Raw genomic sequence first — 25,183 nt, 5'->3', positions numbered from 1 at the left:
CCATGCCGCGCACCCTGATTCGCAAAGACCCCAGCCGCTTCAAGACCCTGCAACTGTTTGTTGAAGCCAGCCCGGAAGGCCTGAGTTACCAGGGTCTGGGCATGCCGCTGAACTTTGCGCAGATGCTGGAAAAGCGCCGCCCAGTGGCGGTGGCCGACAGCCAGCGCTTTGCCGTGGAACTGGCCAATCTGGGCGTTTCGGTGCGTTTAACCCTTTGCTGGCAAGGCCGCGAATACTGGGTGCTGGTGCGCCAGCGCCGGGCAGATCGTGGCGATGTGGTGCTCAAGCTGATTTCCGGTTATGTACCGGCCCACGAACTCAACCTGCCACTGCTCACCGCGATCCAGGAAGTGGCCGAAGAATGCCTGCTGGAAACCCCGGAAGGCTGGCTTAGCGGACGCTTTGGCGACACTTGGCTGCCCACGCCCTACCAGAGCAGCTTGCGCTACCGGGAAAACGCGCACTTCAGCCTCAGCCCGCAGCAAGGCGCGACCCGCACCGTGCAATGCGGCAGCCTGAAACTGCTCGAGCGCCCGCACGCCTATGTGCACCAGCCCACCGCCTCCTTACAGCTGGTGTATGACCTGCGCCTGGAGCTGCCCAAAGCGGCACGCGAATTGAGTTTGCTGCATGTAGATGAATGCCTGGAGCAAGGCACCCTCGTCGCCCGGCTTAACCGTGAACGACCCGACCTGTTCCTGCTGGCACTCGACCAAGGCCGCCCGACAGCCGAACTGCTGACCCTCACCCAGGGTGAACTCTCAGCGGCCAGTACACGCGGCCTGTGGCTGGCCGAAAGCTTTGCCCCACAAGACGGCTGGCTGGTGCGCGATGAACGCATCCGCTGGAAAGAGTGGCTAAGCCTGCAAGGCATGTGAATGCAGCTGCGGATGCCATCCGCAACGGGCCAATCCGCAGAGTGGATGACGCTCTTTTCATCCACCACAGCCACGCAATCGGTGGATGGGTGAAGCGCCTTCCACCCTGCAACGGCAGCCCGTAGCCCGGATGCAATCCGGGGGTTACTTCAACTCGCTAGAGCTTTTGCCCAGCAAACGTCGGGCGACGATCAACAATTGGATCTGCTGGGTGCCTTCGAAGATGTCGAGAATCTTCGAGTCGCGCGCCCATTTCTCCAGCAACTCATCCTCGCCGTAACCCAGCGCACCGGCCAGTTCGACGCATTTCAACGTCACCTCGTTGGCCACCCGCCCGGCCTTGGCCTTGGCGATGGAGGCTTCCTTGGAGTTGGGCAGTTTGTTGTCGGCCATCCAGGCGGCTTTCATGGTCAACAGGCGCGCGGCTTCCCATTCGGCCTCCAGACGATACAGCGTCGCTTCGGCATGGCTGACGCTGAGCAGCGGCGTGCGGTAATCCAGCTTGCAGACTTTCTTCAGCAGTTCGCGGGTGCGGTCCAGCGAGGCCTTGGCTACGCCCACCGCCATACCAGCGACCAGCGGGCGGGTGTTGTCGAAGGTTTCCATCACCCCGGCAAAGCCCTTTTGCACGTCGATTTCCGGGTTGCCGAGCAGGTTGGCCGCTGGCACACGGCAATCGCTGAAGCTGATCGCGGCGGTGTCCGACGCCTTGATACCGAGCTTCTTTTCCAGCCGCGTCACGCTCATGCCCGGCGTGCCGTGCTCCACCACAAAGGACTTGATCGCTGCACGCCCGAGGCTTTTATCGAGGGTGGCCCACACCACCACCGAGTCGGCACGCTCGCCGGAGGTGACGTAGATCTTCTCGCCGTTAAGCACGTAATGATCGCCGTCCTTGATCGCCGTGGTGCGGATCGCCGCCGAGTCCGAGCCGCAGCCCGGCTCGGTAATCGCCATGGCCGCCCAGGTGCCGCTAAAGCGCGCCAGTTGTTCATCGTTGGCCACCGCCGCAATCGCGGCGTTGCCCAAGCCCTGACGCGGCATCGCCAGCAACAAGCCAACATCGCCCCAGCACAGTTCCATCACCCCGAGCAGGGCGGACAAATTGCCGCCATTCTTGATGCCTGCCTGCTGCTCACGGGCTGCGCCACGCTTGCTGGCGGAAGTGGCGCCAATGGCGTCCGGCGAGCCGGCGTTCATGCCATCGAGCAGCGCCGCGAGCAGGCCCAGCTCCTTGGGGTAGGCGTGTTCGGCCTTGTCGTATTTACGTGAAATCGGCCGGAAATAGTTTTCCGCCACCTGATGGGCCTGATTAACCAGGCCACGGAATTTCTTGGGGGTTTCTAAGTTCATGGTGATGTGCCCTTAGAGCTGTAAGCCGCCGGCCATAACTGCCAGCGCACGCAAATCGCGGTACCAGCGCTCGGCTGGATGTTCTTTGGTAAAGCCGTGGCCGCCGAGCAACTGCACAGCGTCGGTGCCGATTTTCATGGCCTTTTCGCTGCACAGCAGGCGTGCCAGATAGGCTTCGCGCTGGAACGGCAAACCCTGCTCAGCCCGCGAACACGCGCGCCAAACCATCAGGCGCATGGCGTCGAGTTCCACCGCCATGTCCGCGACCATAAAGGCCACGCCCTGACGATGGCTGATCGGCTCGCCGAAGGCCACGCGCTCGTTGCAATACGGCACCACATAGTCCAGCGCCGCCTGCGCGGTGCCCACGGCCAATGCACACCAGGCCAGCCCGGCATAATCGAGAAAGCTCTGATAATTAAACGACTCAGCAGCCAATCGCGCCTCAACCGGCACCTTCACGCCATTAAGCCGCACGCGCGCCGTGCTGCCGGCCTTGAGGCCCATGGCCGGTTGCGGGCTGCGTTGCAGGCCCTTGGCCCCGGCCTCAACCATAAACAGCGCCGGTCCATCGGCCGCGTGCGCCGCGACGATCAGCTGGCTGGCATCCATACCACGCAACACCAGGCACTTCTCACCGCTAAGGACGTAATGCTTGCCACGCTTACGCGCACGGGTCGCCAGCTTCTGCGGATCAAACAGCGGCGTCGGTTCATTCACCGCAATGGCCATCACCGGCGCAGGCTCCTCACCGACAAAGGCCGGCAACCAGCGCGCCTGCTGCGCCGCATTGCCCCAACGGCGAATGCAGTTGGCCGCTGACAAGGGCACCAACAAGGCCGCAGCCAAGGACAAATCGCCCTTGCCCAGCGCCTCGGCAATCAGCGCATTGCTCAGGGTGGTGCGCTCACCGGCCATGCCACCCTGCGCTTCAGTCACTGCGTAATGGGTCAGCCCTAACTCGTGCGCCTGGTTGAGCAACGCCGCCGGTAGCGCGGCCTGTTCATCGGCATCGTGGGCGAGCGGGCGCAGCACTTCACTGGCGAAGGCTTCGAGCATCTCCACCAGCATCTGCTGCTCATCAGACAGGGACAGATCGAACAAGGCATCCGGGTCAGCCGGGCGCGGCAACTTGGCCACGTTGCCCGCACGCTGCGCCGCCGCACGAAAGCTTGCACGGCTGCCGGTGTAGATCAGTTTTTCGAAGGGTTTGCGCAGCTTTAAACGGTCCGGCCAGTCAGCCTGGGCGACTCGATTCAGCACTGCCAGGGCACGGCCCTGTACGTCGGAACTCATGGCATCTCACTCCATGCGGGGGATGCCACGGATCATGCGCGCGGTCAGGGCAAGCGCCTATGACCGCGCCGACGCGCTTGACTGGCAAAGCAGCCAGTCAGTGTGGACGGTTACTTGCTGCGAATCTTCTCGACAATCGCGGTGGTGGAGCTGTTTTCCACCAATCCCAGCACGCGCACTTCACCGCCGTAAGCGCGGACAATATCGCCGCCGACTACACCTTCAATACCGTAATCGCCGCCTTTGACCAACACGTCCGGCTTGACCGCGCGAATGAGATTCTCCGGAGTGTCTTCGCCAAAGCTCACCACCCAATCCACCGCACCCAGCCCCGCCAGCACGGCCATGCGGCGGTCCACGGCGTTGATCGGCCGACCCGGCCCTTTCAGGCGGCTGACCGACGCGTCGTCATTCACCGCCAGCACCAGTCGATCGCCTTGCGCGCGCGCCTGTTCCAGATAGGTGACATGGCCGGCATGCAGAATGTCGAAGCAGCCATTGGTGAAGACAATCTTCTCGCCATGGGCGCGGGCGTCTTCGATGGCCAGTAGCAGTTGATCCAAGCTCAGCACACCACGCTCGGAGCCGGCATCACGCTGGATCGCGCGGCGCAGTTCCGGCGCGCTGATGGCAGCAGTGCCCAGCTTACCGACCACAATACCGGCAGCCAGATTGGCTAAAGCGACGGCATTTGGCAGCTCTTCGCCCGCCGCCAGGCTGGCCGCCAAGGTGGAAATCACCGTATCACCGGCACCGGTCACATCGAATACTTCACGGGCACGCGCCGGCAGGTGCAGCGCCGGGTGCGCGGGGCGTAGCAAGGTCATGCCATGCTCGCCACGGGTCACCAGCAGCGCGCCCAACTCCAGCTCCGCCATGAGTGCCGCGCCCTTGGCCACCAGTTCGGCTTCATCACGGCAATGGCCGACAATGGTTTCGAACTCGTGCAGGTTCGGCGTAATCAGACTGGCACCACGGTAGATGGAGAAGTCTTTACCTTTGGGATCGGCCAGCACAGCAATGCCTTTGCGGCGCGCCAGTTGTACCAGCGCCTGATGGTTCTGCAGCGCGCCCTTGCCGTAATCCGAGAGAATCAGCACCTTGATGCCGTCCAACTGCGCTTCGACGCTGGCGGCCAGGGCGGCGCTGTCGGTGCGGAACGGCTCTTCGAAATCCATGCGCAAAAGCTGCTGATGACGGCTCATCACCCGTAATTTGACGATGGTCGGCTGGTCTTTGATCGTCTGGAAGAAGGTCTTCACGCCAACCGCCTGCAGGCTGTTGCGCAGGCTTGCGGCGGCTTCATCCTCACCGGTCACACCGAGTAAGGTGGCCGGCGCGCCGAGGGCGGCAATGTTCAGCGCGACGTTGGCCGCGCCGCCCGGACGGTCTTCGATCTGCTCGACCTTGACCACGGGCACCGGTGCTTCCGGAGATATCCGCGAGGTGCCGCCATGCCAATAACGATCGAGCATGACATCGCCCACCACCAAAACGGCGGCCTGGTCGAAACGCGGCATGGACACTTTCATAAACACTCCAGAAACGGCAGAACAGATTGCCGGGGATCATAACATTGGCAGGCCACTGCGCTGGCTAACCGCCGAGCGTGCGCACCCAGAACAGTTCATGGCGGCGCACCGCCTTGCGGAAGAATTCATCTTCACCGGTGGCCGGCCAGCGCCGCCCAACCAACACATACTGAATCCAGCGGCGGATACGCCGTTTAAGCGGCAACGGGCCTTGTAAATCGTGCTGCATGGCCAGCGCCATGGCTTTATCCAGTTGTTGCGCAGCATCCAGGCACGGGCTCCACAGCCCATCAGCCGGTAGCGCCTCAATGGCCGGCGGCAACGCGATGCCAAAACCCGCCGGTCCCATGGGCCAGCGGTCGTTGTCGTGCAGGTGGTTGGCATACAGCAGCAGGGTTTTCGGCTTCCAGCCACTAAGCTCAATCGCGTCTAGCAGCGCTTGGGTGCTGGCAACGTGGTCGCTGTGCGGGTCCAATTGCGGATGCGGGGTGACAACAACCTCGGGCTGGTAATGCTCAAGCGCAGCCACCAGATCCGCCAGCAGATTGCGCCAGCTGGGCACACCATCGGCATCACCGGGCAAGGGCAGGGCATTGTTCCCCCGCACGCTACGAATATCCGTTTCACCGGACTCCCGCGAACCGAACGCCTGCTCAGGCTGCGCCTGCATCGCTGGTAGCTGCAGGCAGTAATAGCCCAGCTGCAGGCACTGGCTTTGCGGCACACCGCCCCACAGCGGCACCGCCAGGCTGTCCCAGGCGCGCAAACGGCCCTTGAGCTGAGCGGCAGCCGCTTGCTCCAGCCCGAGGGGCTGATAAGCCTCGGCTTCGATTTCGCCCTGCGTGAGGGTAAGGATGCTGACCTCGCGCGCCCGGCTGTACAGGCCAAAAGCGGCCAGTTCAGCGTCGTCGGCGTGCGGCGCGACAATCATCAAGCGCCGCTCGGCGTAGTCCGGGTTGCGCTGCGCATAAAGCGTGACAAGCGAATCGAGGCGACAAAAGCGACTACGCACAGACAACTTGCCCTGCACCAGTAGTTCGCCCTGTCCGGACAGATTCAGGTAGCGCCGCCCCTTCACGCCCCGCTCAAAGTCCTGACGGTCATTGCCAATCCGCACATAAGGATCGAACCAACGACCTAGCCAATTGGCGTTTATCTGCACCTGCAGAATCAGGGTATCAGCCGCCTCCACCTCACCGTCCAGCCTCACGCAACCGACATCAATACGACCGTTAATGGCGCGGCCCGACAGCGCAAAGGCGTAGCTGTAGTCATCGCTGGGCGCATAAAACAGGTGATCGGCAAACCAGGCCTCATGGGCGACCCAGCCAAACACTAAGAGGACCGGCACCCACCACCAGGCGACCAGCACGCCGACGAGCGCCAAGACAATAAGGGCCAACAGCAAGGCAATACGCTTTTGTCGGCGATGGCGTTTGAGCAGGATCTGTTTACGGGCTGACATACTCAAACCTGATAAACCGCGACGCGGTTGCACCAGCGGTCTTTATATTCGCGGTCAGCCCGGCCGAAGGAATAGCGCAATGGTTTGCCCAGCGCGCGAGCTTCGCTCCAGGCGGCCTGCGTATTGATAAAACTCAACACGCTGCCAGGGCTGAACTCGCGGTTTTGCGGGTCCACTCCGCCATTGATGTATTCCAAGCTGACCCACTGCGGCGCTTCGACGCGGTACAACACTTGAATCGCCACGGGTTGATCACTCAAGTAGATCAGCGAGCCGGTCATAAAGTCGCGCATCAGGCTGAACACCTCGGCCAAATGCGCCTTGCCGGTGGCCTCAAAACCCCAGCGACGCTGGAACAGATCGGCATAAATCAGCGCCTGCTCGGCAGCGCAAAGCTCGAGCATGGGCCGAATCACCCCGCCGGCCTCTTCCAATAACCGCTGCTCACGGCGCTGGTTGTAGCGAAATTTCTTGCTGTATTCCTCAGGTTCACGGGCCAGAGCCAACCCTTCGGGCTGCTCACGCAGGGTGCTGATCGCATCGGCATTGAGCCTGGAAATATACCGACCGCGATGGCGCAGCGGGACGCTGACCGAGGGCGCTGCCGGAAGAATCAACTCGGCATTGCCAAGGTCGAACAGGCCGCGCTTGCCCTGCTGCTTGAGCACATCCTTGGACAGCGCCAGATGCCGTCCCCAGGTCGGAATCGCCGCCTGCAACTCGCCACCCGCGAACCAGCCGAGATAACGCACCGGCAGGCCCGTCAAGCCAGCCAGCCGCTCGACCACCTGCGGATGCGTGGCCACACTGCCGCCAAAACGTTGCCAGGCGGCGGCGTACTCAGATGCCTCGATGACCGTCCAGCCTCGCTCGCGCCAAGCGCGCCAATGACTGAGCATCAGGCACTCGGCTCAGCATGCAGGTCAGCATCATCCGCAAAATCGCGGGCATGCAGACGCGCGTAGTAACCGTTGAGCGCTAATAACTGCACATGGGTGCCGCGCTCAACAATTTCGCCTTGCTCCATGACCAGAATCAGGTCAGCTTTCTCGATCGTACTCAAGCGATGGGCAATCACGATGGTGGTGCGCCCCTCAACCACCTTGTCCAGTGCGGCTTGAATATGCCGTTCGGACTCGGTGTCCAGCGCCGAAGTGGCTTCATCGAGAATCAACAACGGCGCATCTTTGAGCAGCGCACGAGCAATTGCCAAGCGTTGACGCTGGCCACCCGAGAGCAGCACACCGTTCTCGCCCACCAGCGTGTCGTAGCCCTGTGGCATCTTCTCGATAAACTCGGCAGCGTAAGCGTCCTCAGCGGCACGCTTGACAGCCTCCAAGGGCGCCTCGATCAAATCGCCATACGCAATATTGTTGCGCACGGTGTCATTGAACAACGTGACATGCTGGGTCACCAGAGCAATATGGCGACGCAGATTACGCAGCCTGTACTCCTCTACATCCAGGTCATCGAGCAGAATTTGGCCTTGCTCATGGTGGTAGAAACGCGGAATCAGACTCGCCAGCGTGGATTTGCCGCTGCCCGAACGCCCCACAAGCGCCACCATCTGACCGGGTTCGGCAACAAAAGAAATATTGTTGAGCACCGGCTTTTCACTCGTCGGATACTGGAAGCTGAGATTGCTGACCTGCAGACGCCCAGTGACTCGCTCACGCTCCTGAATGCCTACATCGACCTCCGAGGGCTCATCCAACTGCTCGAAAATACTCTCGGCACCGGCCACCCCTTTCTGGATAGTCGAACTGACCTCCGACAGCTGACGAATCGGCTTCGGCAAAAGACCAGCCAGCGTGATGTACGCAACTAAATCGCCCGCACTGGCATCACCGCGCAACAACAGAACCAGGAACATCAACACGGCCATGGCGCTGTAGATCACCAATTGCAGCGAAGGGGTGTAGACCGCACCTGTTTTAACCATTTTCAGCTGCTTGAGGCGATTATCCTCACTGGCGGCCTGGAACCGTTGCTGCTCATAACGTTCGCCGCCAAAACTACGGACGACTCGATAGCCCTGAATGGTTTCCGAAGCCACATGAGTGACATCCCCCATCGCCACTTGGATCTTCTTGCTTTGTTTACGAAATTTCTTGCTGGTGCTGGATACCATTAGTCCAATGATCGGCAATATCGCAACCATGACCAACGTCAGCTTCCAGTTCATCCATAGCAAGGTTGCAAAGAGAAAGACCACCGTCATTCCCTCACGCACCACCACTTTGATGGCATCCGTAGCAGCACCAGTGACCATGGTTACGTTGTAAGTAATTCTGGAAATCAGGTGACCTGAGTTATGGCTATCGAAATAGCGATTGGGCAACGTCAGAAGATTATTGAACAACGCGATACGCAGGTCTTGAACCAGCCCCATGGAAACTTTTGCGAGGTAAAAGTTGCCGAGAAACGAACCAATGCCCTGCCAGAGTGCGATAAGCACAATAAGCAGGGGAACAGCCTGCAGCAATTTAAGCTCTGCAAGCCAAGGGGCATGTGCCTGCACCCACGGAACCCCGGCAAAAAGCCCAACATTCGAATTATTGAGGCCATCCACGAAGAACTTCAGGATGTAACCAAGCATTGGCTGAGTGGAGGCGAAGATCAGAAATCCGAAGATACTGATCAAAAACATACCGATGTACGGCTTAACGTATCCCAGTAACCGAAGGTATATTTTCAGACTGCTTGGCTGGGCCACGTCATCTCTCACATCACTCATGAATCAGCTCACTTCAATACAGGCGGGCCGCAGTCTAGCATTCTGCGGTTGTGCGATGAGAGCAAGCGTGAGGGCCAGAGGAAGCCAGACGACAAACCACTCAGCCCTTGGAGTCCCCCATAGACTGGCCGCATCGAACTGAAGTGCCGCCAGCGACACAACCAAGGTCCCGAATACCAGCCGCCCTTCGGCGGAGAAGCGGCGCTGCCAAACAGTGTGAAAGGCACTCAACCACACGCTGATCCACAAAACCACGCCAGGAAAACCCAACTCAACAGCAACATGGGTGAAGCCATTGTGTGTGTGATCGAACCCCTCGGGATAGTTGAACGTGACAACCCGATAATCCGTACCGACGCCTAACCCGAGTAAGGGATTTTGCATAAACATATCGAGACTGGCCTGGAAAATTTCTGGCCGATACGAAAAACCACGCGCGAGAATCAACGGCGCGAACAATTCATAAGCCCCCCAGCAGACAAGTATGATTGCTGCGCTACCGCCCCACACTGCGCGCCCGCCACGAAGTAAGAGCAAGGCAAAAATACCCGCGACTAACGCCAGCGTAGCCCCGCGACTCTGGCCTAACAGAATAAACATTAAAGCAGACAGCATCAGCGCCCCCCATAGAAGGCTCTGCCAGATGCCAGAAGGTTTAAACCGTGCGCCCCAAATCACCACAAGCGCCATCACATAGGCACCAAGAATTGGATGCCCCACCTGCCCGATGCCATAAAGCCGAGCAGTGAGTGGCTGCATATCGCGGATATAAAAGAGGCAGATACTCGCTAAACACGCAAGAGCCAAGCCTACAAAGGCAACAGCCAACCCTTGCCAGATCCGCTCAGGGTGCTGAGAAGACAATAACGCCAGAGAAACAAGAAAAAGCCCTACATAAAAAACACGTTTCAATTCTCGCAGCGGCTCATCCGCACCAGTCCACAAGGTACTCAGCGCAGCCCAGCCCAAGAAAAGCAATAAAAACGAACAGAACACCCGACTGCTGCACCATATATCAAGCAAACGTCGATGAAAGATAAACATTGCCAGAATGCCCGGCAGCCAGAGCAAGGCTACTAACGCTTGCTGATAAATCTTATTGCTCGGTGCCCATGCAATCCCCATTAGAAACCACAAATAGCCACAGGTTATCAGCAACATTATTCCTGTCGCCTGCATTCTCAACATCAACATCTACTCCCAACGCCCGTGCACACAGCGGGCGGCTCAGCCTGAAAAAGGGGTATTCTATGCTTTATCTACCATTCGATGCCTGACGCAATGAAGAGCACGCCACAACTTGTCTATCTCGCCTTCGGCACAGACATCTATCAACGCGAGGCGGTTTTCAGCATCGTCAGTGCACTCGCCCACTCAACCGCTCACACAGACGCTCGCCAGTTCGATATCCAAGTGTTCACCGACGACCCTCAGTTTTACGCAAAACTGCCGGTCACCACGCACGTCATAGATCCGACCTGGGATGGCCCTCATCACTACCATTTCAGAATCAAGCATGCTGCATTGCTTAGCGTACTCAATGAGTATGAAAAAGCTGTGCTGATTGACACGGACACGTTCTTCCGAGCGTCACCGGATATATTGCTGGCACGCGTTACCGGTGGTCGCCTGCTCTGCAATGCTATCGGGGCACCGCTGGGAGAATCACCATCGCTTCCAAGCCAGTCAATCGCCCACATCAGACAGGTTGGGCTTTTGGAAGCAAGCTTACGCCAAACAAACTCTGGGGTGATCGGCCTGACCACGGCCGACAAGGGCATTCTTGAACACTCCATTAGATTGATGGATGACCTGCGCCCTCTAGCTCCGGAACTCTACACGCTGGAGGAGCTTTGCTTGGCTCTGGCAGCACATGGCACGCTGCAACTCGGCGCCTGCACCGACCTCATACACCACTACTGGAGCCGCAAGGCTCAGTTCAGAGCCAAGATCCAAGCATGGCACACTAAACACCACGGTGAACCGCTAAGCACAGCCGCACGCGCAGATGTACTACTTGTGAATGATCGCTTACCACGACCACCACAACCTTACCGGGGCTGGCAAAAAGCGGTGACGGCTCTAATCGCCAAAGAACGCAGACAATTTATACGAGAGCTGCTTTATGGGTGCCATGACTACTCAAACGAGTTTGATCGCGCCTGCGCCACCGCTTGGTGGGACAAAGCATTAGTCAATATTGAGGAGCGACTGGGAAAACCGCTTAGCGCCGAACAAATGACGCTATGGCTGGCTGATCCGTTGTTGAAGCTGTTGGCAGGCCGCCACCACCCCACCCTGCACGCCCATCTGCTTGGCCGCCTCACCTCCAAGCAAGTCGTATAAGGCAAAGGACACATGATGCTCAGCACGAAACACCTGAACGATAGCGCATTGGCAACACTGACCGCTGACGCGAAAGTGCTCGAAGAAGACAGCCTGGGACCCAAGGTTTATCGCCTCGCCAACGGCCACTTCCTCAAGCTTTTCCGGCGCAAACGCTTGATTTCCTCAGCCCTGCTCAGGCCGTATTCCGCACGCTTCTATCAAAACGCAGAACGCTTGGCTGAACTAGGCATTCCAACGCTAACGCCTATCACGCTGTACACCTTTGCGGAAAAGCAGCTCAGTGCCGTTCTCTATACACCGCTTCCAGGCCAGACGCTCAAGGAGCTGTACCTGCAGAATCCCGAAAGTTTTATCACGCGCCTGCCGGCTCTCTGTGACTTCATCCGCGAGCTTCACAGAAAAGGGATTTACTTCCGCTCACTCCACTTGGGCAACATCGTGCTGACCCCACAAAACACCTTGGGACTAATTGATGTTGCCGATCTGGCCTTTCACCGTCGATCGCTGTCAAAAGCCAAAGCGGCACGCAACCTCAAGCACTTTGCCCGCCTGTTGCGGCAAATGGAGATTGCCGGACGCTTTCCCATGGCCGAGCTATCGGCTGCGGTTTTAGCAGACTAACGCGCAAGCAAGCCCTGATAAAACGCCCCGAAGCGCGTCCAAACACCGTCGGCATCCAAGCCCGCACGCTGCACATCAGCCAGTGCAGCGAGGTCTTCTTTCAGCACAGTATTGAGCGCATCGCGCCACGCCTCAGCAGCGCATGGCAAAAGCCCTGCAGCACCATTGAGCTGTTCACGAAAGACCGCTAAATCGTTCGCCAAAACTGGTACGCCTGCAATCACCGCCTCAGGCAAGACCAACCCTAACCCTTCCTGCTCCGATGGAATGCATATCAAATCAAAGGCCGAGTACAGTCGGGGGGCTTCGGCATGATGACCGGTCAAATGAACCTGCCTGAGCACACCCAACTTTTCAGCAAGGGCTGTCAATTGCTGGCGCTCAACCCCTTCTCCGACAATCACAAGACGATCCTCGGGGTTGTTCAGGAGCCAACCCGCGGTAGCAGTCAGCAGATGGCTAAAGCCTTTTTCTGGCACCAAGCGACCCACCGCGCCAATGGTTCGCCCGGCGCCTGGCGGAATTCCAAGGGCTCGCTGCGCGATTTCTCTCGCCAAAAGCGAGGATCGAAATGCCACGGGCTCAATCGCTACACGCCCGCTCAACACCTTTAACCCGACCTGCGCTTCAAGCTCAGCGGCCAACGTGGCCGAAACCGCAACCAGATCCAGACGATCCGCAGGAAAGCCTCTCAAGAGAGCAATCTGTGCCGCTTTCAGCCGTTTCGAACCATGAAACATCACTACCGCTCGTGTAGCGGTCAGCTTTGCCAACAAGGGGAGAATGAACGCTGCCACACCAATGCCGTCAATAAGCACCACGCGGGGCGGTTGCTGCATCAGTCGCTTAGCCAGTCGCCGCCGATCCAATACACGCTGGAGCGCCCCAAATAGTCCAGCACCTTTGATTCGAGCAGAAGAAAGATCTAGCGAGGTAACGCGCCCAACGTCAGACAAAGGCGCGGCATCTCCCGACTGCAATAACAACGTCTCTATAACCTCATCGGGCTCACACAACTGAAGAATCTGACGATGAACCTTGTGAACGGATACGAAGGCTGCACCACCACTCCACATAACGTTTAGAACGCTCACGTTCACTCCTTGGCAGGGCAGGCACTCAGATCAAATTCATTCGAGCCAGCAGGCGAGGCAACCACGGCAACGTTTTTTGAGCACGTAATGAAGGGCGCATGGCGTCGGTGATTGCATGCCCTAGCGCTGCAAAACTGTAACGCTGCTCAACTAGAGCCCTACCAGCCTCAGCAATCGCCTGTGCTTTTTCCAGATCAGCGCGCAATATGCCAAGCTTTTCACGCAGTTCAGGAATATCGCGGTAAAGCACGAGGTTCTGCATATCGACAAACCCCAACGCCGCATTTTCTTCGGCACCCTGGTCATAGGCGAGCAATACACAACCCACGGCCATCGCCTCAAAGTTCTTGATCATGTATTCACCCATCCCGACATCAGCGCTTACGAAGAAGCGGATACGGTTGAGTGTGTCGTTATATTCCTGGCCTGATCGCGTCTTGGTAACCAACAGGTTCTCGACACTCGCCAACTCATCCAGCAGCGCCTTGCGCCCGCTATACGCCACACTCTTGGTGCTACCAATAAAGGCCAACTCGATATCACGCGCCAGACCTTGATAGGTCATCAGGCCCTGGTCGTAGCCTTTGGGCACGAAAATAGCATCGAACCCCTCCGCACTTAGACGCTGGCTGACCTGGGCACCGGAGCTGATGATGCGCACCCAGGGCATACGCCGGTAGTGGGCGCTGAACTTCCCCGTGTATTTGCACGGAATATAGTTCTGGTAGGCGTCGTGCTCGAGAATCACTAGGTTGGGCAAGGTGCGAATGAAGCGCCACTGGCGCATCTCTTTCTTGAAGCGCAGGAAGAAAAGAACCCTGTCGTAGCGGGACAGATCAACGTGTTCGCGGAAATAGCGCTTCAGATTGGCCTGCTCATCGCTACTCAGCCAACGAATGTCGCAGCTGTCGCATGACGCGGCGATGCCGTCATACAGCCTGTCTAAGATTGCACGCTGCTCGGCTTGGACCAGAAAAAGCACGTTCACTGACACACCTCAAAAACGGTACCCATAATCGCCTATGAGAACAGCGCAATAGCTGCCCCGAAGCATCTATACAGCGAGCAACCGCAACGAAGGCAGAAGCAGAGCCTGTCGTCGAATCCGCTAGAGCGTCCCATCTGGTAGCTGCAACAGCTCGGCCAAACGCTGCTTATGCCGCCGGCTGAGCACTTTACTCCAGGGTTGATGGCTCAGCGCGTCGCCTTTGGCTAAGACTTTTCGCCTTAGCTCCTCGGCGTATCCACAACCGCAGGCCTCAGCATAAGGATCGGCGCGCATTACTGCGGCGTAATACGCCAGCTTGGCAAGCGAACGGGCTGTGCCAGGAACCAATAAACTTCTCATACGATAGTCGAGACGCTGCCACCAGGCTGGCCTGGGTTTAGAGGTCGGCACCTCGCGCACCGCCTCTACGGCCTGCGCAGAAAATGCCTCTCCATAGCGCTGAAAAAACGCAGCGATCATGTGGCGCCAGTAATTCTTACCCGAGAAGTAATGCATGACTACACCTTGCGCCTGCGCAGGTCGGCCCAAGTGCCTGGCAGCTACACCCACGGCAAATTGCTCGATCACATGGATCTTGGGGACCATCGGATGCAGTACATCGATCAAGGCCAGAGTCGCATTCATCAGGTGTGACGCCTCGACCTGAAAGCCCAGAACACCCGAATTGATCAGCAACATCTGCTGATCAACACCATGATGTTCTGCCAGGTATGGCGCCAGGACGTCATGCATCACATCGCCCTTGTACTCTTTCCAGACACCTTCAATTTCGTCGACCAGCCAGGATGACCCCGCGAGACGCTCGAACAGCTTAAGCGGAGAAGCCAGAAAGAAAGTATCGGTATCAATGAATATGCTTTGATCTGCGTACGCCAGCGCATCACGAATAGCCGCCGCCTTGCGTCGGTGCAGATATGCTGCAGGCCCCGTCCAGCTCGCCAAGGTTGCTGCATCAAGCGTGATCAGATCGACGGGCCAACCGCTGAACTGTGCCGGCTCATCGGTGTAAAGCAAAATTCGCGGACACTCGCCACGTGCGTGATGCAAGGCGGAAAGGATGCTGAACTTGGCCTCACGGTGATACTCAGGCTTGCCCCCATACACGAGGTAAACAAGCTGCTTAGGCTCACGACTGACCATTACCGGCCTCCTGCACGATGCGACTCACACCAGGCCATGACCAGAAATGCGTGCGCGCAATCTCATCCGTAAAACCGGCCTTTACGCGTTCGGTACCAAGCGCGCCAAGCCTGCCCACGGCAGCAGACCGCAGTCGAGCGGCCAGCACAGTGTGACCACCCAGCGCGAACAATGCCGCAGACTCGCCGACCACCTCAGGCGCGCCACCACAATCCGTAGCCAGAACCTGCACATCGGCCGCCATAGCCTCCAGTAACACCATCCCAAATGGTTCGTGATCTGAAGTCAGGGCAAACACATCAAACGCTTTGAAATAGTTACGCCCATTGGCCACTTGACCGAGAAAGCGCACCGACGCGTCCACACCCAGCTCGCGGGCAAGCGCTTTTAACGGTGCCTCAAGTCGACCGCTGCCCATAATCGCCAGCAGACTGCCTTCCGGTAACTGCGGCAAGGCCTCGGCAAAGCCACGAATCAAGGTAGCTTGATCCTTGTCAGGGTGCAGGCGCCCGACATTGCCGACCACCCAAGCATCTTGCGGTAAACCAAGATGCTCACGTGCCACTTCGCGTGAAACCTGAGCCGCCTGAACGGCGTGAAGATCAATGCGGTTGTACAGCGTTTCGATACGCTCGAACGGCCAGCTCGGCAGGCAGGCCCGCATGTCATCGCGCACCGCATTGGAAACCCCGAGCAAGGCCAGGCGCTTGCGGAAGAAGTTGGCAAACAGCTGGCGCGTTCGCCGCTTGTAGTCGCCAAACGCATGGTGCACACCGATGACCGGGAGATCGCTACCCAGCAGGGCGACGTAGATCGGTTTAAAGCGATGGGCGATACAGAACTTAAAGTCGCGCGAAGCGGCAATACGCGTGAGGTCGCGGATCGCCTTGAGCTTGAGGCCGCGCACGTCGCGACTGGAGTAGTCGAGGAAAAGCACCTCGTCAGATGCCGAGCCTTGCTCGACCGCAGCACTCGGTTTACCCGTCAGGTACACCGTGCACACTTTATAAGGCGTACCAACAAAGAGCGCGGCGTACTGCCGCGCGCAATCGAGGAAGGGGCCGTCATAGCCGTGACAGAACTGCAGCACCCACGGCTGAGCAGCCTCCGCGACCTCAGACGTTGTCATACCAATCCTTGCCGTCCTTGACCACCAAGATGTCTTCCATGATCAGGTACTGCAGGTCCGAGCCGTAGAACATGTTCAGCGCGTCGGTCGGCGAGCAGATCATCGGCTCGCCACGGCGGTTCAGCGAAGTGTTCAGCGACACGCCGTTGCCGGTGAGTTTTTCCAATTCCAGCATCATGTCGTAATAGCGCGGGTTGTATTCGCGCTTGAGCACTTGGGCACGCGAGGTGCCGTCTTCGTGCACCACTTCGCCGACGCGGGTCTTCCACTCGTCGTTGACTTCAAAGGTGAAGGTCATAAACGGGCTTGGGTGATCGACCTTGAGCATCTGCGGGCCAACGGTGTCGAGCATCGACGGGCAGAACGGCCTCCAGCGCTCGCGGAACTTGATCTGTTCATTGATGCGATCGGCCACACCGGCCACGCTCGGGCAGCCGATGATCGAACGACCACCGAGGGCGCGCGGACCGAACTCCATGCGCCCCTGGAACCAGGCCACCGGGTTGGCGTCGACCATGATCTTGGCAATGCGCTGCGGCATGTTGTCGATCTGTTTGAACACCGGCTTGCTCGGGTGGCGAGCACAGGCGGCGATCACGTCTTCGTTGCTGTAGGACGGACCGAGGTAGACGTGTTCCATCTTTTCCACCGGCACGCCGCGCTGGTGCGAAATATAGGCAGCCGCGCCGACCGAAGTACCGGCATCGCCAGAAGCCGGCTGGACGAACAGTTCTTTCACATCGTCGCGCGCGATGATCTTCTGGTTCAGTTTGACGTTCAGCGCGCAACCACCGGCGAAGGCAATCTTGCCGGTCTCGCGGATAATGCCACCGAGGTAGTACTCCATCATTTCCAGCGCCAGCTTCTCGAACAGCGCCTGCATGCTGGCGGCGTAGTGGATGTAAGGATCGTCCGCAATGTCGCCCTGGCGCTTCGGCCCCAGCCACTCGATCAGCTTGGGCGAGAAGTAGTAGCCCTTGCCGTTTTCCTTGTAGCGGCGGAAGCCGATGACGTTGGCATAGTCGGTGTTGATGATCAGCTCACCGTTCTCGAACTTGGCCAGGCGCGAGAAGTCGTACTTGGCCGCGTCACCGTAGGGCGCCATGCCCATGACCTTGAACTCGCCGTCGAGCATCTCGAAGCCGAGGAATTCGGTGATCGCGCCGTACAGGCCGCCGAGCGAATCCGGGTCGTAGAATTCCTTGATCTTGTGGATCTTGCCGTTCTCGCCGTAACCGAAGAAGGTGGTGGCGTACTCGCCCTTGCCGTCGATGCCGAGGATCGCAGTCTTCTCGGTAAAACCCGAGCAGTGATAGGCGCTGGCGGCGTGAGCCAGGTGATGCTCGACCGGCTCAATCTTGATTTTCTTCAGGTCGAAACCCAGCTGCTCCAGGCACCACTGAATCTTCTTGTGGTAACGCTTGTAGCGGCGATTGCCCATGAGGATCGCATCGAGGGCGCGATCCGGTGCGTACCAGTAGCGCTTGGCATATTGCCAGCGGGCTTTCTCGAAGATGCTGATCGGCGCAAACGGAATAGCCACCACATCAACGTCGGACGGCTTGATCCCGGCCTGTTCCAGACAGAACTTGGCCGACTCGTAGGGCATACGGTTCTTCGCGTGCTTGTCGCGCACAAAGCGCTCTTCTTCGGCGGCCGCGATCAACTTGCCGTCGATATACAGGGCGGCGGATGGATCATGGCTGAGGGCGCCGGAAAGGCCGAGAATCGTCAATGCCACTGGTTGTGCCTCTTTTTAGTCTGCTGAGCCGACGACGGGCGTCAGCGGTAAACGTTGGTTGAGCAACTGGTGCAGCGCCGAGTCGGCGGGCCAGTTACGCAGAAAACGGGCGCGGTCGCGGGCATAGGCCCTGGCGAAACTGCGCGCACTGCGGTGCTGCTGCATGGCGTCGAGGTCAATCAGTGACCAGCACGCCAAGCGTTCATCCCAAAACAGGTTATGCCCCTTGAAATCACCGTGGCTGATGCGTTCGCGCAACAAGGCAGCGAACAGACGATCCAGAGCCAACAGGTCGCTTTCTGGGGGCGATCCATCGTGGAACGCCTGAAAACGCGCGATTATATCCTGCCCGCCGCAGTATTCGGTAATCAGGTAGGCACGCCCACGCAGCCAGCACCAGCGCCGCTCTAGCACGGCCAGTGGCTGTGGCGTAGCGATGCCCAGCAACTGCAGACGATTGCCTTCGACCCAACTGTGCCAGGCCCGGCTGGGACGCCAGAAGCGCTTGAGCCAATGCGCCAGGTTCTTCACGTTATAGCGCTTGACCACCAGCGGCCGACCTTGCAGTTGCACTTGCGCCACGGTGGCCGCACCGCCGGTTTTGTAGATATGGCCCTGCTCGGTGAGCTGATCCAGATTACTCAATAGCGGCTGCAGCTCAGCCTGTTTGTCGCGGCGAACCACCTGAAGGCCGAACGCACCGACTTTCGCGGCGAACAGGCTGCAATCGCGGGCGATTTTCTTCAAATAATCGCGCAAACGCCATTGGCGCACTTTTTCCACTTCTTTGAGCAACGCTTCCAGCGGCAGAGCATGCTCGCCGTTCGTCAGCAGGTAATGCACCAGCAGCTCTTCGATAAAAGGCGTCAACTCGGCAGGTAGCTGGGCGAAGAACACCCCAAGGTTTTCCAGCACCTTAGCGCGCGACAGCGGTTTACCTGCCGTCTCAACCTGCACACCACCGCCGTCGATAACGAACAACTGGCCGTTATGCCGCAACAGGTTGTCCAAATGCAGGTCCGCCTGCCACACCCCCTTGAGGTGCATTTGCGCGATGCTGACCAACGCCTCGGCCAGCACCGACTGCTGATCGGCACTCAGCAGCGGCTGATGTTCCACCGCACGCCAGGCCTCCCACAGGCTCTCGGCACCCTGCAGGTACTCGAACAGCAACCAGCCGCCCTCAACGTCACGCAGCCCATCCGCCAACAGCTGTGGCGTATGCAACCCCTGCTCGGCGAGCAGAAGAGCACCGTCACGCTCGCGCTGAAAATGTCGCGCAGCCTTGCTTCCCACCAGCAACTTGGCCAGCACTGGCTGGCCGCACCATTCGGCTACGCCGACATAGCGCTGGCCTGGAAGTACACGCAACCAACGCTGCACACTCAGACCAGTCAGGCCATCCGCCCCCGTCACGTCAACAGTCAGCGGCAAGGCCGGCGTACGACCGGCCTGCGCGAGACTCGCCAGACTCATCAGCGTGACTCCTTATTACGCCGACGCGCACCGACTCGTGCGCTCCAGCGCTCGAGATCCGCATCAGGACCAAGGTAGGCAGCCAGCACGATCTGAATATCCGCCGCCGCCCAGACATTCGCGCGGCGCAGCAATGGCTCCAAGTCTTTAATCCGATCGCGCTCGCCAAACAACAGCGGCCGGGTTTTCTCCAGGTCGATCAACTGCGCGTCGAAGCCAACCGGCGTTTCGCGCAGGAAAATATGCTTGGGGTAAAAACAACCATGCATCTGCCCAGCCTGGTGCAGACGCCGCGCCAGTTCACCACACGCCTTGAGAATGGCCACACGACGGGCCTCTGCCAGCGCTGGCCAACTGGGCAACCAAGTATCCAGATCCTGCCAACCATCCAGCGCGCGGGTCAGCAGCACTGCGCGCTGCTCGCCAGGCAATTTACGCTCGGCAAAAAATGCTGCCTGCAATGCGGGAATCCCCAACGCCGTGTAGCGCTGAATATTGCGGAACTCACGGGCAAAGGTTGGCTCACCAAACGGATGACGCAGGGTTCGGGTCAGGTGATTGCTCTGGCGCTTGAGGTAGAACGCCGCATCGCCCAGTTCGAGCCGGTAGACGCTGCTCCAGCCGCCACGCTCCGTATTGGGCTCATCAACGGCTTCGAGCTTCAGCGCCCACAGCGCCTCAAAACTGGCAAGACCGTGGTGCTCCAACAGGGCACGGTCCTGAGCAGCAATAAAAACACTCATTCCCGCCCCTCAAAAAACGCAATGACCTGACGGATGCGCTTCTTGTCGGAAGTATTCAAGCGCTGACGACCACGGTACTGAAGGTAAAAACGCAACCGCTGGGAACGTGAAAGCACCTTGTGGGCGACTTTATCCAGGCATGCCAGATCCTTGATGATGCGGTAACGCAGCAAAGGCCCCCACCAAAAGGTTCCAGTCGGGCAATCAATGAAGAACAGCTCGCCGCGCTCATTGACCAGCAGGTTGCGCCACTTCAAGTCATTGTGGGTGAAATGGTGATCGTGCAGCGCACGGGTGCCCTTGGCTAACTGCTGACTGACCTGCAAAACCCAACGGGGGTCGCTCAACCGCGCATCCTGCCGATTGGCAATTTCGGCCAAATCAAGCGTGCCCTCAAGTTCGCGGGTAATGAGCGCCCCACGGACAAAAGCCCCCACCTGGCGCTCAAGCCCATAGGCCACAATCGGCGCAGTGGGGATGCCCCACTTGGCGAACAACTTGAGGTTTTGCCACTCCGCTTTAACCCGAGGACGGCCAAGGTAACGCCGTAAACCTTTACCAGCGCCCCAGTAGCGCTTGACGTAATAACGCACCCCGCCGAACTCCACACGAATGACCTCAGACAAGGGGTCAGAGGTCAAACGCTCACCTTCAAGTGCAAATACGGCCTCAAGGGTTCCGAAAGCGCCGAGCAGAATCGGATCGTGCAGGTCATGTTTCCACGCTGTCATACCTGCGTCCTGTTTAAGTCAGACAGCGCCCTGACGATGCGGCGCAACGGAATGAACGGACGCCAGACTGTTTTGCCCAGCCATTTGAAGCTCAGAACCGGATTGATCACGCTATTGAGTTCATTGAAGCCGGGCCGCCAAGTGAAATCGGTACGCCGGCGCGTAATGGTGAATGTCCGCAAACCCAGCAGTGAACCAAGGTGCCCGCCACCCGAATCATTGCTAATGACGATGGCGCATGTCAGCAAGAAGTCGACCAGCCCTTTCAAGTCACTGAACGCATGCACATGATGGCCTGGGTACTGTGCCTTTAAGGCTTGCTGCTCGGCCGGGATACCGACGAACTCGACCCGCCAGCCCCGGGCAACCAGATGGCGAGCAAGGCGGCGAAATCCAGACGTTGAGAAATTCTTACTGGCATGTGGCGTGGTCGGAAAAATGGCCACACGTCGCACTTCCGCGCCGGTATCACGGGACGGGATCTGTAAGCCCGCAATAGGCATAGACAGATCAAGCCCGAGGATCTCTTCAGCGTACAGGTCGATCCACTGCACCATGGTCTTTCCGGCCTTCGGGTCACGACAGATCACGTTGTGCGCTCCCTCAATGCGGCAATCACCAAGCCACACAGACGGCGGCTCGGACCTGAGCTTGACGGGGAGTTTCTTACCGGCGAGGTACGCCACATTGCTCAGCGGAACATCGACGTACCAATCAATCGCACAGATAACCAAATCGTTACAGCCCGCCAGTGCAGGCACATCCGGCGTGCCCCCGAGAATGTCCAGCCCAGGCAGGTACTCGCTCACCGAAGACAAGGACACTGAAGCCAGGGTGACCTTCGCACCCGCAGCCTGGAGACGCCAGGCAAGGCGCAAGAACAGCGTGGTGTCGCCCAACGCAGGGCATGGAACCAGTGCAACCCTCACTCCCGGGCCGATCAACGCCTTCTTCTCCGACATCTAGAGTCGATCTCCATAACGCTGTTTACGGCCATACAATTTGGCCGCCTTGGATTCCAGCCAAGCGAGCAAACGACCTTCTTCCTGAAGGATCTGCCGCAAGGGTTGTTGAAAATAACCACGCAGAAAGCGCAGCTTGTCGCGCCGGGTCAGACCGATATCCAGCACGGAGAAATACAACGCGGCCAGGTCCTTGTTGCGCCAGCGCAAGGGCAGCTGATGGCGGACTTGGGCGCGGTGCAGGTCGATCACTGATAGGCGGAAAGCGTCCGCAGTGACTGGTTTATCGGTGTGCAGCAGGAAGTGGCAGATGTAGCAATCGCGGTGGTTGACCCCGGCGCGGTGCATGTTGCCGACCATGTTGGCCACTTCCTTGATCAGCGCCCACTTCAGTCGCGGTTCGGGAGCTTCCTTGGCCCAGTTCAGGCTGAGTTGTTCCAGATCGGTGGTCGGTGCCAGCTCTTCGGTAACGATAAAGGAATGCTGCGCCGCCGGATTGCTGCCGCGTTCGCCGTAGGCCACGGCGGTCATGGTCGCCACACCGACCTCGGTCAGGCGCTGAATGGCTTGCCACTCCTGGCGCGCACCGAGCACCGGCAACTTGGCGGTGAGCAGGTTTTTGACGATTTCCCCCCAACCAATACCGCGGTGGATCTTGACGAAATAGCCGCGTCCATCGACTTCAGTACGCAGCGTGCGGCGTCCTTCCAGCTCGCGGTAAACCTGCCCCTGCAGCGCCTCGACAGCAGCAAAGGCATCACGCCCGGCCCACAGGGTTTTAAAGGGTTCAGCCAGTACCAGTCTCATGGACGCGCCGCCAGGATGATGTCGGCCGCGTGTTGCGGCATGGAATACAGGTCAGCGCTGTCGGCGTAGGCCAAACCATTGCGCGCCCAAAAGGCGCGGCGCGCATCGTCGGCAAGCATGTCGGCGAGCAGATGATTGAGGCGCTCCTGCTCGAACGGACTGGCCAGCACCCGGCCGGCATCCGCTTCGGCAATGTAGTGGGCGTAGCCGCACACGTCCGTGACCAGCACCGGCAAACCGGAAACCAACGCTTCCAGCAGCACGGTGCCGGTGTTCTCGTTGTAGGCCGGGTGGATCAGCAGATCAGCCCCCAGCAGGAAACGCGGGATGTCGCTGCGCCCCTTGAGAATCTGCACCTGATCGGACACGCCCAGCGCCTTGGCCTGCAGCTGGAACGAGCGCGGATCGTCCTGACCGATGGCGATCAGCCGGGTGCGTTGCTTCAGCTCGCGCGGCAAGGCAGCCAGGGCTTTGAGGCTGCGATCCAGCCCCTTGGTCTTGAAGCCGGAGCCGATCTGCACCAGCAGCAGGTCGCTATCCGCCAGCTTGAACTCAGCACGAAACTCGGCACGAATTTCGGCAGCATTGGCCGGCGCGCGGCGGTCTGCGGCGATGCCCGGCGGCAACAGGTGAAAGCGCTGCAGCGGGGTGTGGTAATGCTTGATAAACAGCGGTTGCTGCACTTCGGAGATCATCAGAATCTCGGTCTTCGATTCGGGGGCGAATACCGCACGCTCGTAATCGGCAAAGTGCTTGTAACGCCCCCAGCGTTTATAGAGCGGATTGCGCAGGGTCTGCGCCTTGTCTTCATAGCAGCCGTCGGCGGCGTAGTAGACGTCCAGGCCGGGCATCTTGTTAAAGCCGATCACCCGATCCACGGGACGCTTGGCCAAGTCAGCCTCAACCCAGGCGGTGAGCTTTTCATTACGTTTGTGGTTGAACAGCGCCTTGACTGGCACCACCACCACCTCGAAGCCCGCCGGCACTTCACCTTCCCAGATCGGTGTGTAGACGCGAATGGCATGACCGCGCGCCTGGCACTCCAGGGCGATGCGCATAAAGTCGCGCTGCAGGCCGCCGAAGGGGAAGTATTTGTAGAGGATAAACGCGAGCTGCATCAGACAACGTCCTCGGCCAGCAACAGGGCCTGCAATTGTGTGGCCACACGCTCGGCATCCAGACCGTCGAAACAGGGCTTATGGCGATCGCCCGAGCCGGCATTCGGGCCCGTGGCACACAGGTGCACCTGGCTACGGCCATAGGCACCTACACGCCCCGGCAAGGTTGGGCCGTACAGGGAAATACTCGGCACATCCAGCGCAGCGGCCAGGTGGCCCAGTCCGGTGTCGACGGCGACACAGGCACTGGCGCCGGCAATGACCTTGGCCACACCTGCCAGGTTAAGTTTGGGCAACACCGCGACGTTTTCAATGCCTGCAGCAATTCGCTCGGCGCGCGCTTTCTCAGCCTCATTGCCCCACGGCAGGCGTATGGCCCAGCCTTGCGCGCTCATCTGTTCAGCCAACGCCCGCCAGTCGGCTTCCGGCCAGTGCTTACTCAGCCAGGTGGTGCCGTGCAGAAACAGTAGATAAGGCTGCAGCGCCTGATCGGCCAATTGCGCGCGATTGAGGCCGTAATCGCCGACACCGGCAGGTAGCGTGTAACCCAGTGCCTGGGCAAACAGCTGACGGGTACGTTCCAGGGCATGCTGCTCGCGCGGCACGGCATAGCGTCGATCATAGAAGCGACTGGCCAGCGGCTCACGCGCGGAATCACGATCCAGGCCGGCAATCGGTGCCTTGACGTAACGGGTTAGCCAGGCGCTTTTCAGCAGGCCCTGGGCGTCAATCACCAGGTCGTACTGGGTCTCACCAAGGCGCTGCTTGAAGCGCGTCCACTCACCGCTCTTGAGCGTTTGCCACAGGTGCTTGCGCCAGCGGCGAATCGCCACCGGGATCACCTGCGCCACGGCCGGGTGCCAAGCCGGAATCTCGGCGAAGCCCTCCTCCACCACCCAGTCGAACTGGATACCGGGAATCGCCCGCGCCGCATCGGTCAGCGCCGGCAGGGTGTGCACCACATCGCCCAACGAAGAGGTTTTGATCAACAGAACGCGCAAG

Annotated in this window: 22 protein-coding genes; 3 read left to right on the top strand and 19 right to left on the bottom strand. The window is 59.3% G+C overall.

The annotated features are described in order from the left end of the window. The first annotated feature begins 2 nt into the window (after positions 1 to 2). The gene (locus OU997_RS11090; RefSeq protein ID WP_267806583.1) at positions 3 to 878 is read left to right on the top strand and encodes a metal ABC transporter ATPase; all 876 of its coding nucleotides are present in this window, start codon (positions 3 to 5) and stop codon (positions 876 to 878) included. Positions 879 to 1,022: 144 nt separating this feature from the next. Here the strand turns inward: OU997_RS11090 and OU997_RS11085 are convergent, their stop codons facing one another. The 7 genes from OU997_RS11085 to OU997_RS11055 form a co-directional block, all read right to left on the bottom strand. Further along, positions 1,023 to 2,231: an acyl-CoA dehydrogenase family protein gene (locus OU997_RS11085; RefSeq protein ID WP_267806582.1), complete on the bottom strand. Its 1,209-nt coding sequence runs from the start codon at positions 2,229 to 2,231 to the stop codon at positions 1,023 to 1,025. A gap of 12 nt (positions 2,232 to 2,243) precedes the next feature. Continuing rightward, positions 2,244 to 3,527 carry an acyl-CoA dehydrogenase family protein gene (locus OU997_RS11080; RefSeq protein ID WP_108485811.1) on the bottom strand — a complete coding sequence of 428 codons (1,284 nt, stop codon included), beginning with the start codon at positions 3,525 to 3,527 and terminating at the stop codon, positions 2,244 to 2,246. A 110-nt stretch (positions 3,528 to 3,637) separates the two neighbouring features. Next, positions 3,638 to 5,059 carry a bifunctional D-glycero-beta-D-manno-heptose-7-phosphate kinase/D-glycero-beta-D-manno-heptose 1-phosphate adenylyltransferase HldE gene (gene hldE / locus OU997_RS11075; protein WP_267806580.1) on the bottom strand — a complete coding sequence of 474 codons (1,422 nt, stop codon included), beginning with the start codon at positions 5,057 to 5,059 and terminating at the stop codon, positions 3,638 to 3,640. 64 nt (positions 5,060 to 5,123) lie between these two features. Beyond that, on the bottom strand, positions 5,124 to 6,524 hold the full coding sequence (locus OU997_RS11070) for a PIG-L deacetylase family protein (protein ID WP_267806578.1): 1,401 nt from the start codon (positions 6,522 to 6,524) through the stop codon (positions 5,124 to 5,126). A gap of 2 nt (positions 6,525 to 6,526) precedes the next feature. Then, entirely contained in the window at positions 6,527 to 7,423 is an 897-nt protein-coding gene (locus OU997_RS11065) for a GNAT family N-acetyltransferase (protein ID WP_267806576.1), read from the bottom strand. Beyond that, positions 7,423 to 9,261 carry a lipid A export permease/ATP-binding protein MsbA gene (gene msbA, locus OU997_RS11060; RefSeq protein ID WP_108485807.1) on the bottom strand — a complete coding sequence of 613 codons (1,839 nt, stop codon included), beginning with the start codon at positions 9,259 to 9,261 and terminating at the stop codon, positions 7,423 to 7,425. Before msbA ends, OU997_RS11065 begins: the two co-directional genes overlap by 1 nt. 3 nt (positions 9,262 to 9,264) lie before the next feature. Then, a complete protein-coding gene (locus OU997_RS11055) occupies positions 9,265 to 10,422 on the bottom strand; it encodes an O-antigen ligase family protein (protein WP_267806575.1) in 1,158 nt (385 codons plus the stop codon). Positions 10,423 to 10,530: 108 nt separating this feature from the next. On the opposite strand from OU997_RS11055, the gene OU997_RS11050 reads away from it, so the two are divergent. Continuing rightward, on the top strand, positions 10,531 to 11,607 hold the full coding sequence (locus OU997_RS11050) for a hypothetical protein (RefSeq protein ID WP_420713185.1): 1,077 nt from the start codon (positions 10,531 to 10,533) through the stop codon (positions 11,605 to 11,607). A 12-nt stretch (positions 11,608 to 11,619) separates the two neighbouring features. Next, entirely contained in the window at positions 11,620 to 12,231 is a 612-nt protein-coding gene (locus OU997_RS11045) for a toluene tolerance protein (protein WP_267806571.1), read from the top strand. Here the strand turns inward: OU997_RS11045 and OU997_RS11040 are convergent. The 12 genes from OU997_RS11040 to waaC all read right to left on the bottom strand — a co-directional run bounded on the left by OU997_RS11040 (position 12,228) and on the right by waaC (position 25,182). Further along, positions 12,228 to 13,325, bottom strand: coding sequence for a glycosyltransferase (locus OU997_RS11040; RefSeq protein ID WP_146180667.1), 1,098 nt, complete (start codon positions 13,323 to 13,325; stop codon positions 12,228 to 12,230). The genes OU997_RS11045 and OU997_RS11040 overlap by 4 nt on opposite strands. A gap of 25 nt (positions 13,326 to 13,350) precedes the next feature. Further along, positions 13,351 to 14,313 carry a glycosyltransferase gene (locus OU997_RS11035; protein WP_267806568.1) on the bottom strand — a complete coding sequence of 321 codons (963 nt, stop codon included), beginning with the start codon at positions 14,311 to 14,313 and terminating at the stop codon, positions 13,351 to 13,353. Between the two features lie 120 nt (positions 14,314 to 14,433). Further along, positions 14,434 to 15,474: a hypothetical protein gene (locus tag OU997_RS11030; protein ID WP_108485801.1), complete on the bottom strand. Its 1,041-nt coding sequence runs from the start codon at positions 15,472 to 15,474 to the stop codon at positions 14,434 to 14,436. After that, positions 15,461 to 16,603 carry a glycosyltransferase gene (locus tag OU997_RS11025; RefSeq protein ID WP_267806567.1) on the bottom strand — a complete coding sequence of 381 codons (1,143 nt, stop codon included), beginning with the start codon at positions 16,601 to 16,603 and terminating at the stop codon, positions 15,461 to 15,463. Before OU997_RS11025 ends, OU997_RS11030 begins: the two co-directional genes overlap by 14 nt. Beyond that, positions 16,590 to 18,344, bottom strand: a complete 1,755-nt coding sequence (locus OU997_RS11020; protein WP_267806566.1) for a carbamoyltransferase — start codon at positions 18,342 to 18,344, stop codon at positions 16,590 to 16,592. Before OU997_RS11020 ends, OU997_RS11025 begins: the two co-directional genes overlap by 14 nt. 15 nt (positions 18,345 to 18,359) lie before the next feature. Next, a complete protein-coding gene (locus OU997_RS11015; RefSeq protein WP_267806565.1) occupies positions 18,360 to 19,820 on the bottom strand; it encodes a lipopolysaccharide kinase InaA family protein in 1,461 nt (486 codons plus the stop codon). Continuing rightward, positions 19,820 to 20,563: a lipopolysaccharide kinase InaA family protein gene (locus OU997_RS11010; protein WP_267806564.1), complete on the bottom strand. Its 744-nt coding sequence runs from the start codon at positions 20,561 to 20,563 to the stop codon at positions 19,820 to 19,822. Before OU997_RS11010 ends, OU997_RS11015 begins: the two co-directional genes overlap by 1 nt. After that, positions 20,560 to 21,294 (bottom strand): lipopolysaccharide kinase InaA family protein, encoded by a 735-nt coding sequence (locus OU997_RS11005; RefSeq protein WP_108485796.1) that lies wholly within the window; start codon positions 21,292 to 21,294, stop codon positions 20,560 to 20,562. Before OU997_RS11005 ends, OU997_RS11010 begins: the two co-directional genes overlap by 4 nt. Continuing rightward, positions 21,291 to 22,256 carry a glycosyltransferase family 9 protein gene (locus tag OU997_RS11000; RefSeq protein ID WP_267806563.1) on the bottom strand — a complete coding sequence of 322 codons (966 nt, stop codon included), beginning with the start codon at positions 22,254 to 22,256 and terminating at the stop codon, positions 21,291 to 21,293. The genes OU997_RS11005 and OU997_RS11000 overlap by 4 nt, the downstream gene beginning before the upstream one ends. Beyond that, positions 22,257 to 23,063, bottom strand: coding sequence for a lipopolysaccharide core heptose(I) kinase RfaP (gene rfaP / locus OU997_RS10995; RefSeq protein ID WP_267806562.1), 807 nt, complete (start codon positions 23,061 to 23,063; stop codon positions 22,257 to 22,259). Beyond that, a complete protein-coding gene (locus tag OU997_RS10990; RefSeq protein WP_267806560.1) occupies positions 23,060 to 24,181 on the bottom strand; it encodes a glycosyltransferase family 4 protein in 1,122 nt (373 codons plus the stop codon). Before OU997_RS10990 ends, rfaP begins: the two co-directional genes overlap by 4 nt. Continuing rightward, on the bottom strand, positions 24,181 to 25,182 hold the full coding sequence (waaC, locus tag OU997_RS10985; protein WP_108485792.1) for a lipopolysaccharide heptosyltransferase I: 1,002 nt from the start codon (positions 25,180 to 25,182) through the stop codon (positions 24,181 to 24,183). Before waaC ends, OU997_RS10990 begins: the two co-directional genes overlap by 1 nt. Position 25,183: the final 1 nt, after the last annotated feature.

This window comes from Pseudomonas sp. SL4(2022) (assembly GCF_026625725.1).
GTDB lineage: Bacteria > Pseudomonadota > Gammaproteobacteria > Pseudomonadales > Pseudomonadaceae > Aquipseudomonas.
Note: the sequence above shows the minus strand (reverse complement) of the source record. Positions and strands in the feature narration are given on the sequence as shown.

Bases quoted from the DNA above. Each gene is read 5' to 3' on its own strand.
- OU997_RS11090 (WP_267806583.1), top strand. From the start codon at position 3: ATGCCGCGCACCCTGATTCGCAAAGACCCCAGCCGCTTCAAGACCCTG.
- OU997_RS11085 (WP_267806582.1), bottom strand. From the start codon at position 2,231: ATGAACTTAGAAACCCCCAAGAAATTCCGTGGCCTGGTTAATCAGGCC.
- OU997_RS11080 (WP_108485811.1), bottom strand. From the start codon at position 3,527: ATGAGTTCCGACGTACAGGGCCGTGCCCTGGCAGTGCTGAATCGAGTC.
- hldE (WP_267806580.1), bottom strand. From the start codon at position 5,059: ATGAAAGTGTCCATGCCGCGTTTCGACCAGGCCGCCGTTTTGGTGGTG.
- OU997_RS11070 (WP_267806578.1), bottom strand. From the start codon at position 6,524: ATGTCAGCCCGTAAACAGATCCTGCTCAAACGCCATCGCCGACAAAAG.
- OU997_RS11065 (WP_267806576.1), bottom strand. From the start codon at position 7,423: ATGCTCAGTCATTGGCGCGCTTGGCGCGAGCGAGGCTGGACGGTCATC.
- msbA (WP_108485807.1), bottom strand. From the start codon at position 9,261: ATGAGTGATGTGAGAGATGACGTGGCCCAGCCAAGCAGTCTGAAAATA.
- OU997_RS11055 (WP_267806575.1), bottom strand. From the start codon at position 10,422: ATGTTGCTGATAACCTGTGGCTATTTGTGGTTTCTAATGGGGATTGCA.
- OU997_RS11050 (WP_420713185.1), top strand. From the start codon at position 10,531: ATGCCTGACGCAATGAAGAGCACGCCACAACTTGTCTATCTCGCCTTC.
- OU997_RS11045 (WP_267806571.1), top strand. From the start codon at position 11,620: ATGATGCTCAGCACGAAACACCTGAACGATAGCGCATTGGCAACACTG.
- OU997_RS11030 (WP_108485801.1), bottom strand. From the start codon at position 15,474: ATGGTCAGTCGTGAGCCTAAGCAGCTTGTTTACCTCGTGTATGGGGGC.
- OU997_RS11025 (WP_267806567.1), bottom strand. From the start codon at position 16,603: ATGACAACGTCTGAGGTCGCGGAGGCTGCTCAGCCGTGGGTGCTGCAG.
- OU997_RS11015 (WP_267806565.1), bottom strand. From the start codon at position 19,820: ATGAGTCTGGCGAGTCTCGCGCAGGCCGGTCGTACGCCGGCCTTGCCG.
- OU997_RS11010 (WP_267806564.1), bottom strand. From the start codon at position 20,563: ATGAGTGTTTTTATTGCTGCTCAGGACCGTGCCCTGTTGGAGCACCAC.
- OU997_RS11005 (WP_108485796.1), bottom strand. From the start codon at position 21,294: ATGACAGCGTGGAAACATGACCTGCACGATCCGATTCTGCTCGGCGCT.
- OU997_RS11000 (WP_267806563.1), bottom strand. From the start codon at position 22,256: ATGTCGGAGAAGAAGGCGTTGATCGGCCCGGGAGTGAGGGTTGCACTG.
- rfaP (WP_267806562.1), bottom strand. From the start codon at position 23,063: ATGAGACTGGTACTGGCTGAACCCTTTAAAACCCTGTGGGCCGGGCGT.
- OU997_RS10990 (WP_267806560.1), bottom strand. From the start codon at position 24,181: ATGCAGCTCGCGTTTATCCTCTACAAATACTTCCCCTTCGGCGGCCTG.